Raw genomic sequence first — 13,433 nt, forward strand, 5'->3', positions numbered from 1 at the left:
CGGCCGTCACCCCGAGGGGTGACGGCCGGCGTCGTGCGTGCGGGAGGTCAGACCGAGGCGAGCGCCTGGACGGCCGAGGCGAAGAAGCCAGGCCGTCGGTGCCGGGGCCGCAGAGGTCCTCGACGGCGTGCTCGGGGTGCGGCATGAGGCCCACGACGTTGCCGCGCTCGTTGGTCACGCCGGCGATGTCGCGCAGCGAGCCGTTCGGGTTGGCGCCGACGTAGCGGACGACGACGCGTCCCTCGCCCTCGAGCCGGTCGAGCGTCTCGGCGTCGGCCACGAAGCCGCCCTCGCCGTTCTTGAGCGGCACCGTGATCTGCTGGCCCTGCTCGTAGGCGCGGGTCCAGGCGGTGTCGGCGTTCTCGACGACGAGCTCCTGGTCGCGGCAGATGAACGTGCGGTGGTCGTTGCGGATGAGCGCGCCGGGCAGCAGGTGGGACTCGCACAGGATCTGGAAGCCGTTGCAGATGCCCAGCACCGGCATGCCCCTGTTCGCGGACTCCACGACCTCGGTCATGACCGGCGCGAAGCGGGCGATGGCGCCGCAGCGCAGGTAGTCGCCGTAGCTGAAGCCGCCGGGCAGGATGACCGCGTCCACGCCCTTGAGGCCGTGGTCGCCGTGCCAGAGCGCGACCGGCTCGGCGCCGGCCAGGCGGACGGCGCGCTGCGCGTCGACGTCGTCGAGCGAGCCGGGGAAGGTGACGACGCCGATCTTCACGCGTCCACCTCGACCCGCACCGTGTAGTCCTCGATGACCGGGTTGCTCAGCAGGGTGCCGGCGATGCGGTCGACCTCGGCGAGCGTGGCCTCGTCGGCCTGCTCGACCTCGAGCTCGAACCGCTTGCCCTGGCGGACGTCCTGGACGCCGGTGAAGCCCAGGCGCGGCAGGGCGCCGTGCACGGCCTTGCCCTGCGGGTCGAGGATCTCGGGCTTGGGCATCACGTCGACGATCACACGGGCCACGGGGCGCTCCTAGGAAGACGAGGGGGCAGCACCCTCATCGTACCCAGGAGGCACCCCGGCCCGGACGCCGAGCCGCCGGCTAGGACAGCTCGCGCTTGAGGATCTTGCCCGTGGACGTCATAGGCAGGGCGTCGACGACCTGGACGATGCGCGGGTACTTGTACGCCGCGAGCTGCTCCTTGCTCCAGGCCACGAGCTCGTCGGGGTCGATCGTGGCGTCGCGCGGACGACGACCGCCTTGATCTCCTCGCCGTGCGACTCGTGCGGGACGCCGATGACGGCGCACAGCGAGACCGCCGGGTGCGTCATCAGCACCTCCTCGATCTCGCGCGGGTACACGTTGAAGCCGCCGCGGATGATCATGTCCTTGGAGCGGTCGACGATGTAGTAGAAGCCGTCGGCGTCCTTGCGGGCCAGGTCGCCGGTGCGGAACCAGCCGTCCTGGATGGCCTCGGCCGTCGCCTCGGGCCGGTTGTAGTAGCCCTTCATGACGTTGTGGCCCTTGATCGCGATCTCGCCGACCGCCTCGGGGTCGTCGGCCACGTCGGACCAGTCGGGGTTGATGAGCTTCATCTCCACGCCCGGGATCGGGACGCCGATCGAGCCGACGCGCGGCTCCTGGCCGTACACCGAGAACGAGGCGACCGGCGACGTCTCGGACAGGCCGTAGCCCTCGAGGATGGTCACGCCGAAGCGCTCCTGGAACTGGTGGTGGATCTCCTTGGGCAGCGCCGCACCGCCGGCCACCGCGACCCGCAGGTTCTTGGCCAGGGTGTCGACGTCGACCGACTCGTCCAGCGCCGTCAGCAGGCCCCAGTACATCGTCGGGACGCCGGCGAAGAACGTCACCTGCTCGCGCAGCATGAGGCCGATCGCCGGAGCGGCCTCGAACCGCGGCAGCATGACGACGGTGCCGCCGTAGGCCATGGCGCCGTTCTGGATGACCGTCTGGCCGAAGGAGTGGAACAGCGGCAGCACGCACAGGTACGTGTCGGGGTTGCTCGCGTCGGCCTTGAACAGCGCCTCGCCGGAGGTGGCGTTGTCGCGCATGTTGCGGTGACGCAGCTCGGCGCCCTTGGGCTGGCCCGTGGTGCCGGACGTGTAGAGGATGACCGCGGTGTCGTCGTCGCGCGCTCGACCGTCGTGAACGTCGGCGGCTGCTCGGCGACGAGCGGGGCGAAGTGCTCGGGGCCCTCCAGCGGCGCCGGGGCGGCCGAGTCGAGCTTGATGAGGAAGAACTCGGTGCAGCCCTCGGCCTGCTGGAACCCGGCCCAGGCCTCGTCGCCGATCGCCAGGTCGGGGGTGCCCTCGAAGGCGAAGTAGGCCTTCGCGTCGGAGTCGCTCAGGTGGTAGGCGACCTCGCGGCCCTTGAGCAGGATGTTGAGCGGGACGACCGTCGCGCCGGCCTTGAGGATGCCGAAGTAGACGATCGTGAAGTACGGCAGGTTCGGGCACGACAGCGCGACCTTGTCGCCGGGCTGGATCCCGCGCGAGACGAGCAGGTTGGCGACCTGGTTGGCGGCGGCGTCCACCTGGGGATAGCTGAGCTTGGTGTCGCCGAAGACGATCGCCGTGCGGTCGGGGTAGGTGGCCGCCGCGTCGTCGAGCAGGGTCGCCAGGTTCGTCATGGATGGTGCTCCCTCGTGAGTGTGACCGTCGTCGCACTCACTCTAGTCGCGCCGCCCCGACGAGGTGCCGGGGTGTCAGAACCTGGTGCCGGTGAGCTGCTCGTACGCCTGGACGTAGCGGGCCCGCGTGCGCTCGACGACCTCGTCGGGCAGGCGCGGCGGCGCCTGGTCGCCGTGCCGGTCCCAGCCGCTCTCCTGGGTCAGCCAGTCGCGGACGTACTGCTTGTCGAACGAGGCCTGCGCGCGTCCGGGCGCGTAGGAGTCGGCCGGCCAGAAGCGGGAGGAGTCGGGGGTCAGCACCTCGTCGCCGAGCACGATCGTGCCGTCGGCGCGGCGGCCGAGCTCGAGCTTGGTGTCGGCCAGGACGATGCCGCGCTCGCGGGCGACCGCCTCGGCCCGCGCGTAGACGGCGAGGCTGAGCTCGCGCAGGCGCTCGGCGTGCTCGCGGCCGATGGTGGCGGCCACGTCCTCGAAGGAGACGTTCTCGTCGTGCTCGCCGATCGCGGCCTTCGTCGCGGGAGTGAAGATCGGCTCGGGGAGCCGGTCGCCGTCCACGAGGCCCTCGGGCAGGCGGACGCCGCAGACCTCGCCGGTGGCCTGGTAGTCGCTCAGGCCCGAGCCGGTGAGGTAGCCGCGCACGACGCACTCGACCGGGAACATGTCCAGCTTCTCGACCACGAGCGCGCGGCCGCGGACCGGCTCGGGCACGTCGGTCGAGACGACGTGGTTGGGCACGAGGTCGGCCAGCTGGTCGAACCACCACAGCGACATGCGCGTGAGGATCTCGCCCTTGTCCGGGATGCCGGGCTCGAGCGAGAAGTCGTAGGCCGAGATGCGGTCCGAGGCGACCATGAGCAGGTGGCCGTCGGCGAGCTCGTACAGGTCGCGCACCTTGCCCGAGTGCAGGTGGGTGGCGCCGAGGATGTCGGGGGGCACGGCAGCAGCCTAGTGGGGCCCCGCCTCGGGCTCACCGGCGTCTCACCCGTCCGGTCCTCGCTGGGCGTGACGGTGTTGCGGCCCGCCTCGGCGTGTCGCCACCACAGCGTCACGCCCAGCGAGGAGGGCCGGACGGGGAAGGCGGCCGGTCCGGGCTCGGGGGAACCTGGACCGACCGCCGGTTGGACGGCGGCCCGCCCCTCATCGGGGGGACAGGGCGGACCGCCGGTCTGGGGGCTCAGCGCACGGTGCGGATGAGCTTCTTGTTGACGAACTCGTCCATGCCGAAGCGGCCGAGCTCGCGGCCGAAGCCGGAGCGCTTGACGCCGCCGAACGGCAGCTCCGCGCCCTCGGCGCCGACGCCGTTGACGAACACCATGCCGGTCTCGAGCCGGTCGGCCACGCGGGCCGCCTGCTCGGCGTCGTCGGTGAACACGTACGAGCCGAGGCCGTACGGCGTGTCGTTGGCGATCGCGACCGCCTCGTCCTCGTCGGCGGCCTTGAAGACCATCGCGACGGGGCCGAAGAGCTCCTGGTGGAACACGTCGTCGCCGGGCTTCACGCCGGTCAGGACGCCGGGCGGGAAGTGGGCGCCGCGACGCTCCCCGGCGCTGGCGAGCTCGGCGCCCTGCTCGACGGCACGCTGCACCTGGGCCTCGAGGTTCTTGGCCGCCTGCTCCGACGACAGCGGGGCGAGGTCGTCGGCCGCGGCGAGGATGCCGGCGGTGAACTTCTCGACGAAGTCGTCGTAGAGGTCCTCGGCGACGATGAACCGCTTGCCGGCGTTGCAGGCCTGCCCGGTGTTGTCCAGGCGCGCGGCCACGGCCGCCTCGACCGTCGCGTCCAGGTCGCTCGCACCCAGGACGATGAACGGGTCCGATCCGCCGAGCTCGAGGACGACCTTCTTGAGGTGGCGTCCGGCGATCTCGGCGACCGCCGCACCGGCCCGCTCGGAGCCGGTCAGCGAGACGCCGGCCACGCGCGGGTCGGCGATGATGTCGGCGACCTGCTCGTTGGTGGCGTAGACGTTCACGTAGGCGCCCTCGGGGAATCCGGCGTCCCGGTACATCTGCTCGATCGCCGCGGCCGACTCCGGGCACTGCGGCGCGTGCTTGAGCACCACCGTGTTGCCGGTCGCCAGGTTCGGGGCCGCGAAGCGCGCGACCTGGTAGTACGGGAAGTTCCACGGCATGATCCCGAGCAGCACGCCGACCGGACTGCGGCGGACGACCGCCGAGCCCTCGCCGCCGAGCAGCTCGACCGGCTCGTCGGCCAGCAGGCGCTCGGCGTTGTCGGCGTAGAACGCGTGGATCTCGGCGCTGAAGTCCACCTCGCCGAGCGCGTCCTCGAGCGGCTTGCCCATCTCGCGGACGATGATCGCCGCGAGCTCGTCGCGCCGCTCGGTGTGCAGCTCGCCGACCCGCCGGACGAGCGCCGCGCGCTCGGCCACCGTGGTCGTGCGACCCCACCGGGACGCCGCCGCGTGCGCGGAAGCCACCGCCTGCTCGACGTCCTGCGCCGTCGCCGTGGGGTACTCCTGGACGACCTCTCCCGTGGCGGGGTCGGTCACCGCGTAGATCGTGCTCATCACGCCTCCTTGGTCTGGTGCGACGAGCCTGCCTCAGCCTCGTGCCTCAGCGCCAGCAGGGACACGAGGTCGTACGCCACGTGCGAGGCCGCGACACCGGTGATGTCGGCGTGGTCGTAGGCCGGTGCGACCTCCACGACGTCCGCGCCGACGACGTTCAGGCCCCGGAACCCGCGCAGGATCTCGAGCAGCTCGCGGCTCGTGATGCCGCCCGCCTCGGGCGTGCCGGTGCCCGGCGCGTGGGCCGGGTCGAGCACGTCGATGTCGATCGAGACGTAGACCGGTCGGTCGCCCAGGCGCTGGCGCAGCCGGTCGACGACCTCGACGACGCCCTGGTGGTAGACGTCGGCCGACGTGACGATGCCGAAGCCGAAGCGCCGGTCGTCCTCGAGGTCCTTCTTGCCGTACAGCGGGCCGCGGGTGCCGACGTGGCTGAGCGCCTCGGTGTCGAGGATCCCCTCCTCGACCGCGCGGCGGAACGGCGTGCCGTGGGTGTACTCGGCGCCGAAGTAGGTGTCCCAGGTGTCCAGGTGGGCGTCGAAGTGGACGAGCGCGACCGGCCCGTGCCGCTCGGCGGCCGCGCGCAGCAGGGGCAGCGAGATGGTGTGGTCGCCGCCGATGGTGACCAGGCGGCGTCCGTCGGCGGTCAGGTCGAGCGCCGCCGCCTGGACGGTGTCGATCGCCTCGTCGATGTGGAACGGGTTGACCGCCACGTCGCCGGCGTCCGCCACCTGGGCGACGTCGAACGGCGAGACGTCCAGGGCCGGGTGGTACGGGCGGAGCAGGCGCGACGCCTCGCGGACGTGCGTGGGGCCGAAGCGGGCACCGGGCCGGTACGAGACGCCGGTGTCGAACGGGACGCCGGCGACCACGATGTCGGCGTGCTCGACCTGGTCCAGCCGCGGCAGCCGGGCGAACGAGGCCGGTCCGGCGTAGCGCGGGGTCAGCGAGCTGTCGATGGGTCCGAGGGTGCTCATGGGTCCTTCCGGGGTCAGGCGGTGACGGGCGCGACCGGACGTCCGGTGGCCTCGTCGACGATGGGGTGGTCGGCGGCCGGTGCGGTGCGGATGCCGCGGGCGCCCTCGGGGCCGTACGCGTCGCGCGGCTCGGGGAAGGCGAGCAGCAGCGCCGGGTAGAGCAGCGCCGCGACGCCGATGCCGATCGGGATGGACAGGTCGACGCCGTTGGCCAGCTCGCCCAGCGGCCCGACGAACTGCCCGGGCAGGTTGACGAAGGCCAGGCCGAGCGCGGCGGGGACGAGCCAGCCGACCAGGCCGCGCCAGTTCCAGCCGTGGCCGTACCAGTAGCGGCCGCCGGTCTGGCGGCGGTTGAAGACCTGCAGCGAGTCCGAGTCGTACCAGCCGCGGCGCACGAACCAGCCGATCATCATGACGACCATCCACGGCGCGGTGCAGGTGACGATGAGGGTGGCGAACATCGAGATGCTCGTGACGACGTCGAAGGCGAAGCGGCCGACGAAGATGAACGCGATGGCGATGGTGCCGATGAAGATCGTCGCCTGCACCCGGCTGAAGCGCGGGAAGACGCTGGAGAAGTCCAGGCCGGTGCCGTACAGCGCGGTCGTGCCGGTCGACATGCCGCCGATCAGGGCGATGAGGCAGACGGGCAGGAAGTACCAGCCGGGCGAGACCTCGAGCAGGCCGCCGACGTAGTTGTTGTCGGCCAGGAAGTCCGACGCGTCGGTGGCGACGATGGTGGCGGTGACGAGGCCGAACAGGAACGGGACGATGGTGGCGACCTGGGCCAGGAACGCGGCGGTCATGACCTTCCACGACGGAGTCTCGCGCGGGATGTAGCGGGCCCAGTCGCCCAGGAACGCCCCGAACGACACCGGGTTGGACATCACGACGAGCATCGCGCCGACGAACGCCGGCCAGTAGCCCAGGTCGCCGACCGAGACGCTGCCCGCGTAGCCGGCGTCGAACGGCCCCGCGAAGGCCGCGATGCCCAGCACGAACATGAGGGTGGCCGCGACGACCGCGATCTTGTTGATGAGCAGCATGAAGCGGAAGCCGTAGATGCACACGGTCAGCACGAGCACGGCGAAGACGCCGTACGCCAAGCCCAGGGTGAGGTCGTTCTGCGGGAGCCCGACGGCGCGGTTCGCGCCGCCGACCAGCGCGTCGCCCGAGCTCCACACGGAGATGGAGAAGAACGCGAACGCGGTCAGCAGCGACAGGAACGAGCCGACGACGCGGCCGTGGACGCCCAGGTGGGCCGAGGACGTCACGGCGTTGTTGGTGCCGGTGCGCGGGCCGAAGACGGCCATCGGCGCCAGGATCAGCGCGCCGGCCAGCAGCCCGGCGACGGTGGCCAGCAGGCCGTCCCAGAAGCCGAGCCCGAACAGGATCGGGAAGGTGCCCAGCACCACGGTGGCGAAGGTGTTGGCCCCGCCGAACACGAGGCGGAACAGGTCGAACGGGCGGGCTGTGCGCTCGGCGTCCGGGATCGGCTCGACGCCGTGCTGCTCGACCTCGGTGACCTTGGGGGGCTGCGTCGTCTGGGGGCTGGTCATGGTGCTCCTTCAGCGGCCGGCCGGGACCGGCGACAGGTGCTCGTGGACGGCGACGACGCTGTCGCCGTCCAGGGCGAACACGATGGACTCACGCTCGCGCGTGGTGGTGGATCCCCCCGGGGTGCTCGTCGTCGTCTCGACCTCGTGGGTCAGGACGGCGACGTCGCCGACCAGCTGCACGCGCCGGTCGGTGCTCGTGCAGGACTCCACGCGCCATCCCTCGGCCAGCCAGCCCGCCCACTCGCGCTCGTAGGCGGCGCGGTCGGCGAGCAGGGCGGGCTCGGTGTGGAAGGCGAAGGTGGCGTCCGGCGCGAAGCAGGCGAAGTAGGCCTGCGTGTCGGTCGCGGCGAAGGCGGCGACGAGCCGGTCCGCGGCGACGAGGACCTGCTCGGTGGTCAGCTGGGTCATCACGCTCTCCTCGGTCCGGCTGTGCTCCGCGTCACCGTAGGGACGCAGCCAGGGCGCTGGCAAGCACTTCGTTCGCCACAGACTGGTCTTGGCGAACGATCCTCCGCCGCAGACCGGACGTGCGTGTAGCATCGCGACCCGGGCCCGCCGGGACGTGATCGATCCGCGCGGCCGGACGGTCGGAAAAAATCTGGGCAGGAGACGGCGTGGACGAGGTCGACGAGGCGATCGTGGCCCTGCTGGAGTCCGACGGGCGGCTCACCCACGGCGAGGTCGCGCGAGCGGTCGGCCTGTCCCGCTCGGCCGCCGCGGCCCGGGTGCAGCGGCTCATCGGGTCCGGACGCGTCGTGGTGCGCGGCGTGGTGCACCCGGCCGTGCTGGGGCCGCGGCTCGCTGGCCTACGTGGCCCTGGCCGTGCACGGGCCGGCCGGCGCCCGTGGCCGAGGCCGTCGCCGAGCGCGACGACGTCGCGTTCGTGTCGCTGACCACCGGCCGCCACGGCGTCGTCGCCGAGGTGCGCGCCGAGTCGCCGCTCGCGGTCGACCAGGCGATCGCGCAGCTGCGCACCCTCGACCACGTCCACGGCGTCGACACGCTGGTCTACGTCGAGGTGGTGCGCGACGTCGTCGGCCCGGTCGGGGCGGTGGACCACGTCGTCGACGGGACCGACCTGGCCCTGCTCGCGCGCTGCAGGACGACGGCCGGGCGTCCTTCGTCGACCTCGCCGCCCTCGCCCGCATCTCCGCCGCCGGCGCCCGCCGACGGGTCCTGCGCATGCTCGAGGCCCAGGTGGTGCGGGTCGGCGCGCTCGTGCGTCCGTCCGGCCAGGACGGGCGCAGCGCGATGGGCGTCGGGCTGCGCCTGCACGGCGACCAGGACGCCGTGGTGGCCGTGCTCGGCCGCATGGCGTCGGTGACCTTCGTGGCCCGCACGCTCGGCCGCTTCGACCTGCTCGTCTCCATGCGCGCGCCGTCCACCGCCCAGCTCGTGGACGCGGTGGAGGCGCTGCGCGCGCTGCCGGAGGTGCACGAGGTCGAGAGCTGGACGCACCTGCGCGTGGTCAAGGAGTCGTACGCGCTCGGCCAGCTCGGCGCGTCCGTGCCCGGTCCGGCCTAGAGGATCGCGCCGGGGACGTACGCCGCGGCCTGCGGGTGGCGGGCGGCGACCTTCTCGACCGCGGCGACGACCTGGGCCACCTGCGACACCGCGGCACCGGTGAACGCCAGCGGCTCGGCCACGAGCGAGCGCAGGTCGTCGGCGGTGAGCCCGAGCCGCTCGTCGGCACCCAGCCGCTCGAACAGGTCGTTGTCGCTCGTGCCCTGCTCGCGCATGCCGAGGGCGACGGCGACCGCGTGCTCCTTGATCGCCTCGTGGGCCTGCTCGCGGCCGACGCCGGCGCGGACGGCCGACATGAGCACCTTGGTGGTCGACAGGAACGGCAGGTAGCGGTCGAGCTCGCGCTGCACGACGGCCGGGAAGACGCCGAACTCGTCCAGCACGGTCAGGAAGGTCTCGAACAGGCCGTCGGCGGCGTAGAACGCGTCGGGCAGCGCCACGCGGCGGACGACGGACTCGGAGACGTCGCCCTCGTTCCACTGGTCGCCGGCCACCTCGCCGATCATCGACGCGTAGCCGCGCAGGACGACGGCCAGGCCGTTGACCCGCTCGCACGAGCGCGTGTTCATCTTGTGCGGCATCGCCGACGAGCCCACCTGGCCGGGCTTGAAGCCCTCGGTGACCAGCTCGTTGCCGGCCATGAGCCGGATGGTCGTGGCCACGTTGGACGGGGCCGCGACGAGCTGCACCAGGGCGGTGATGGCGTCCAGGTCGAGCGAGCGCGGGTAGATCTGGCCGACGGAGGTGAACGTCCGGCTGAAGCCCAGGTGCTCGGCGACGCGGCGCTCGAGCTCGACCAGCTTGGCCTCGTCGCCGCCGAGCAGGTCGAGCATGTCCTGGCCGGTGCCGACCGGGCCCTTGATGCCGCGCAGCGGGTAGCGCGCGACCAGGTCCTCCAGCCGCTCGAGCGCGACCATCAGCTCGTCCGCGGCGGTGGCGAAGCGCTTGCCCAGCGTGGTGGCCTGGGCGGCGACGTTGTGGCTGCGGCCAGCCATGACCAGCTCGGCGTTCTCGGCGGCCAGGCGGCCCAGGCGCACGAGGGCGGCGACGCCGCGGTCGCGCAGCAGCTCCAGCGACGCGCGCACCTGCAGCTGCTCGACGTTCTCGGTGAGGTCGCGCGAGGTCATGCCCTTGTGGATGTGCTCGGTGCCGGCGAGCGCCGCGAACTCCTCGATGCGGGCCTTCACGTCGTGCCGGGTCACCCGCTCCCGCTCGGCGATCGAGGCGAGGTCGACCTGGTCGACGACGGCCTCGTAGGCCTCGATGACGCCGTCGGGGGTCTCGACGCCGAGGTCGCGCTGGGCGCGGAGCACGGCGATCCAGAGCCGGCGCTCCAGGACGACCTTGTGCTCGGGCGACCAGATGGCGGCGAGCTCGGGCGAGGCGTAGCGGGAGGCGAGGACGTTCGGCGTGGTCACGGCCCCATTGTCGCGCATCGGCCGCCGGGCCCGCGGGCGACGCTCAGTCGACGCCGTTGAGGACATCCACGACGTCGAGCAGGTCGCCCCGGTCGTAGTTGTCGACGGCGACGTAGGACGGCAGCAGGCCGCGCTCGTCGCGGCAGCGCAGGACCCGCGGCAGCAGGACGCCGCGCGCGTTGACCCGCTCGGCGTCGCCGATCCGCGAGGAGTAGTTGCTCAGCCAGTGGTTGACCAGCAGCAGCGTCGCGTCGCTGGGACCGCGGTTGCGGGCGCAGCTCATCGCGTCGGCGCGGCGGAAGTCGAACGGCGTGTCCTGCACCCAGGCGAAGGCGTCGAGCAGCCAGGGGAACAGGACGCCGCCGCCGACGTTCTCCTGCAGCACGACGAGCCGGCGGCCGGAGTCGATCATCCGCCGCAGCGTCGGCCACGGCCGGCCGGCCCGCTGGGTGTGCACCAGGGGCAGCAGGCCCGCCTGCTCCACGACGGCGGCGAGGTCGGTGGGCGTCACCTCGTCCTGGACGAGGAGGGTGACGACCTCGCGCGGGTGGTCCTCCATCCAGGCCCGGACCGCTCCAGGAGCGGCTCGAGCTCGGTGGCCCCGAGCTCGCACATGGCGTGGCAGAGGTAGACCTTCTCCGGGCCGCGCGGCACGGCGCCGAGGGCGGCGCGGACGCGCAGCGCGCTGTCCATGATCGCCGTGCCGTAGGCCTCGGTCGCCTGCCGCACGGCCTCCGCACGGCGCGCCCGGCGGTCGCGACGACGTCCTCACGGTCGGTCTCGCGGCCGTACCAGGTGTCGACCAGGAGCACCCGGATGCCGTCGCGCAGCTGGCCCAGGACCCCGGTCGGCTGCTCGGCCAGGAACCAGCCCGGCTCGTCCGCGGCCGACATCGAGTTGTGGGTCGCGGGGTAGGCGACCTCGTCGTAGCGCCGGTCGCACAGCTCGACGTGCCCGTTGCAGGCGTCGGCGTCGTCGCGGCCCACGAGCCGGGTGAGCGACCCCTCGCGGGGCCAGATCGCCACCAGCGCGGCGATCCCGACGAGGGCGACGACGAGCCCGGCGACGACGAGTCGTCCGACGAGTCCGACGACGAGACGTCCGAGGGGGAGGGCAACGGCACGTCCTCGACCCGCCGCCGGCGCAAGCGCAGCCGGTCGGGCAGCGCGTCCGGCGCCTCGGCCGACGACCCGGAGGACACCGTCGTCAAGGTCCGCGAGGGCCGCTCGGACGAGATCACCGCTGTCACCGGGTCCACCCGCCTGGAGGCCAAGAAGCAGCGCCGCCGGGAGGGCCGCGAGGCCGGACGCCGCCGCGCGCCGATCGTCTCCGAGGCCGAGTTCCTGGCCCGTCGCGAGGCGGTCAAGCGCGAGATGGTCGTGCGCCAGCGCCAGGACTTCACCCAGATCGCCGTGCTCGAGGACGACGTCCTGGTCGAGCACTACGTCGCCCGCGAGTCGCAGACGTCGCTCATCGGCAACGTCTACCTCGGCCGCGTCCAGAACGTGCTGCCGAGCATGGAGGCCGCGTTCGTCGACATCGGCAAGGGCCGCAACGCCGTCCTGTACGCCGGCGAGGTCGACTGGAGCGCGCTGGGCAACGGCAAGCCGCGCAAGATCGAGGAGGTCCTCGAGCCCGGCCAGACCGTCCTGGTGCAGGTCTCCAAGGACCCGGTCGGCCAGAAGGGCGCCCGCCTGACCAGCCAGGTCAGCCTGCCCGGCCGCTTCCTGGTCTACGTGCCCGGCGGCCACACCAGCGGCATCTCGCGCAAGCTGCCCGACACCGAGCGGGCCCGGCTCAAGGCGCTGCTCAAGGAGGTGCTCCCGGCCGAGGCCGGCGTCATCGTCCGCACCGCGGCCGAGGGCGCGACCGAGGACCAGCTGACCCGCGACGTGCAGGCGCTCACCGCCCGCTGGTCCGACATCGAGGCCAAGGTCGCCGACGGCAAGGCACCGCAGCTGCTCTACGCCGAGCCCGACCTGACGATCAAGGTCGTCCGCGACCTGTTCAACGAGGACTTCGCCAAGCTGGTCGTCGAGGGCGACGACGCCTGGGACATGGTCTCGGCGTACGTCGAGCACGTGGCCCCCGACCTGGCCGACCGCGTCGAGCGCTGGGACGACGCCGAGCGCGACGTCTTCGCCGCGCACCGCATCGACGAGCAGATCGCCAAGGCGCTGGACCGCAAGGTCCACCTGCCCTCGGGCGGCTCGCTGATCATCGACCGCACCGAGGCCATGACGGTCGTGGACGTCAACACCGGCAAGTTCACCGGCTCGGGCGGCAACCTCGAGGAGACGGTCACCCGCAACAACCTCGAGGCGGCCGAGGAGATCGTCCGCCAGCTGCGGCTGCGCGACATCGGCGGCATCGTCGTCGTCGACTTCATCGACATGGTGCTGGAGAGCAACCGCGACCTCGTGCTGCGCCGCCTCGTCGAGTGCCTGGGCCGTGACCGCACGCGCCACCAGGTGGCCGAGGTGACGTCGCTGGGCCTGGTCCAGATGACGCGCAAGCGCATCGGCACCGGCCTGGTCGAGGCGTTCAGCACCGAGTGCGAGCACTGCAAGGGCCGCGGCCTGACCATCCACGAGCACCCGGTCGAGCCCAAGGGCGGGGACGAGGGCGGCAACCGCCGCGGTCGCCGCGGGCGGGGCCGCAAGGGCGGCGACGAGCCGCGCAAGGACGAGACGCAGGCCGAGAAGCAGGTCTACGACGAGACCCGCACGTACCAGGGCCCGCGCCCGAAGCTGCACGACGACGAGACGGACAAGGCCGAGCGCGAGCAGGCGTCGACCGCCGACGGCCGCCGTCGCGCAGGCGCTCGCCGCCGACAAGGC

General features: G+C 72.6%; 12 protein-coding genes and 3 pseudogenes. 4 read left to right on the top strand and 11 right to left on the bottom strand.

Annotation, left to right across the window (positions count from 1 at the left end; genetic code table 11):
* The 8 genes and pseudogenes from purQ to AC2W7G_RS02860 all read right to left on the bottom strand — a co-directional run.
* On the bottom strand, positions 1-718 hold a 718-nt coding region (gene purQ, locus AC2W7G_RS02825), incomplete at its 3' end, for a phosphoribosylformylglycinamidine synthase subunit PurQ (protein ID WP_485867103.1).
* Positions 715-963 (bottom strand): phosphoribosylformylglycinamidine synthase subunit PurS, encoded by a 249-nt coding sequence (gene purS, locus AC2W7G_RS02830; protein ID WP_485867104.1) that lies wholly within the window; start codon positions 961-963, stop codon positions 715-717. The genes purS and purQ, both read right to left, overlap by 4 nt.
* Before the next feature lie 79 nt (positions 964-1,042).
* Positions 1,043-2,591: pseudogene (locus AC2W7G_RS02835) on the bottom strand (long-chain-fatty-acid--CoA ligase).
* Positions 2,592-2,666: 75 nt separating this feature from the next.
* Positions 2,667-3,527 (bottom strand): phosphoribosylaminoimidazolesuccinocarboxamide synthase, encoded by an 861-nt coding sequence (locus tag AC2W7G_RS02840; protein WP_485867105.1) that lies wholly within the window; start codon positions 3,525-3,527, stop codon positions 2,667-2,669.
* 238 nt (positions 3,528-3,765) lie between these two features.
* A complete protein-coding gene (locus AC2W7G_RS02845) occupies positions 3,766-5,115 on the bottom strand; it encodes an NAD-dependent succinate-semialdehyde dehydrogenase (RefSeq protein ID WP_485867106.1) in 1,350 nt (449 codons plus the stop codon).
* Entirely contained in the window at positions 5,115-6,092 is a 978-nt protein-coding gene (gene speB, locus AC2W7G_RS02850; protein ID WP_485867107.1) for an agmatinase, read from the bottom strand. The genes AC2W7G_RS02845 and speB overlap by 1 nt, the downstream gene beginning before the upstream one ends.
* 14 nt (positions 6,093-6,106) lie before the next feature.
* The gene (locus AC2W7G_RS02855) at positions 6,107-7,651 is read right to left on the bottom strand and encodes a purine-cytosine permease family protein (protein WP_485867108.1); all 1,545 of its coding nucleotides are present in this window, start codon (positions 7,649-7,651) and stop codon (positions 6,107-6,109) included.
* 9 nt (positions 7,652-7,660) lie between these two features.
* The gene (locus AC2W7G_RS02860; protein WP_485867109.1) at positions 7,661-8,059 is read right to left on the bottom strand and encodes a YybH family protein; all 399 of its coding nucleotides are present in this window, start codon (positions 8,057-8,059) and stop codon (positions 7,661-7,663) included.
* 206 nt (positions 8,060-8,265) lie between these two features.
* On the opposite strand from AC2W7G_RS02860, the gene AC2W7G_RS02865 reads away from it, so the two are divergent.
* From AC2W7G_RS02865 to AC2W7G_RS02875, 3 genes and pseudogenes are all read left to right on the top strand, one after another.
* A complete protein-coding gene (locus AC2W7G_RS02865) occupies positions 8,266-8,544 on the top strand; it encodes an Lrp/AsnC family transcriptional regulator (RefSeq protein ID WP_485867110.1) in 279 nt (92 codons plus the stop codon).
* Positions 8,535-8,606 (top strand): annotated as a pseudogene (locus AC2W7G_RS02870) (hypothetical protein); the annotation flags it as partial. The gene AC2W7G_RS02865 and the pseudogene AC2W7G_RS02870, both read left to right, overlap by 10 nt.
* A 227-nt stretch (positions 8,607-8,833) precedes the next feature.
* The gene (locus tag AC2W7G_RS02875) at positions 8,834-9,175 is read left to right on the top strand and encodes an Lrp/AsnC ligand binding domain-containing protein (protein ID WP_485867111.1); all 342 of its coding nucleotides are present in this window, start codon (positions 8,834-8,836) and stop codon (positions 9,173-9,175) included.
* Here the strand turns inward: AC2W7G_RS02875 and purB are convergent.
* Genes purB through AC2W7G_RS02890 form a run of 3 tightly spaced genes read right to left on the bottom strand, consistent with a single transcriptional unit; the run spans position 9,172 to position 11,322 of the window.
* Positions 9,172-10,611 carry an adenylosuccinate lyase gene (gene purB / locus AC2W7G_RS02880; RefSeq protein WP_485867112.1) on the bottom strand — a complete coding sequence of 480 codons (1,440 nt, stop codon included), beginning with the start codon at positions 10,609-10,611 and terminating at the stop codon, positions 9,172-9,174. The two genes, AC2W7G_RS02875 and purB, sit on opposite strands and share 4 nt — an antisense overlap.
* 25 nt (positions 10,612-10,636) lie before the next feature.
* Positions 10,637-11,152 carry a phosphoinositide-specific phospholipase C-related protein gene (locus tag AC2W7G_RS02885; protein WP_485867113.1) on the bottom strand — a complete coding sequence of 172 codons (516 nt, stop codon included), beginning with the start codon at positions 11,150-11,152 and terminating at the stop codon, positions 10,637-10,639.
* The gene (locus AC2W7G_RS02890; protein WP_485867114.1) at positions 11,101-11,322 is read right to left on the bottom strand and encodes a hypothetical protein; all 222 of its coding nucleotides are present in this window, start codon (positions 11,320-11,322) and stop codon (positions 11,101-11,103) included. Before AC2W7G_RS02890 ends, AC2W7G_RS02885 begins: the two co-directional genes overlap by 52 nt.
* Positions 11,323-11,618: 296 nt before the next feature.
* Between AC2W7G_RS02890 and AC2W7G_RS02895 the strand changes: the two are divergent.
* Positions 11,619-13,433: pseudogene (locus tag AC2W7G_RS02895) on the top strand (Rne/Rng family ribonuclease); the annotation flags it as partial.

This window comes from Aeromicrobium sp. PFPM2_SD2 (genome assembly GCF_057364525.1).

What these genes read in the sequence shown, in the direction of transcription:
- AC2W7G_RS02845 (WP_485867106.1), bottom strand. Translation starts at nt 5,115, where the DNA reads ATGAGCACGATCTACGCGGTGACCGACCCCGCCACGGGAGAGGTCGTC.
- speB (WP_485867107.1), bottom strand. Translation starts at nt 6,092, where the DNA reads ATGAGCACCCTCGGACCCATCGACAGCTCGCTGACCCCGCGCTACGCC.
- AC2W7G_RS02855 (WP_485867108.1), bottom strand. Translation starts at nt 7,651, where the DNA reads ATGACCAGCCCCCAGACGACGCAGCCCCCCAAGGTCACCGAGGTCGAG.
- AC2W7G_RS02860 (WP_485867109.1), bottom strand. Translation starts at nt 8,059, where the DNA reads ATGACCCAGCTGACCACCGAGCAGGTCCTCGTCGCCGCGGACCGGCTC.
- AC2W7G_RS02875 (WP_485867111.1), top strand. Translation starts at nt 8,834, where the DNA reads ATGCTCGAGGCCCAGGTGGTGCGGGTCGGCGCGCTCGTGCGTCCGTCC.
- purB (WP_485867112.1), bottom strand. Translation starts at nt 10,611, where the DNA reads ATGCGCGACAATGGGGCCGTGACCACGCCGAACGTCCTCGCCTCCCGC.
- AC2W7G_RS02885 (WP_485867113.1), bottom strand. Translation starts at nt 11,152, where the DNA reads ATGGAGGACCACCCGCGCGAGGTCGTCACCCTCCTCGTCCAGGACGAG.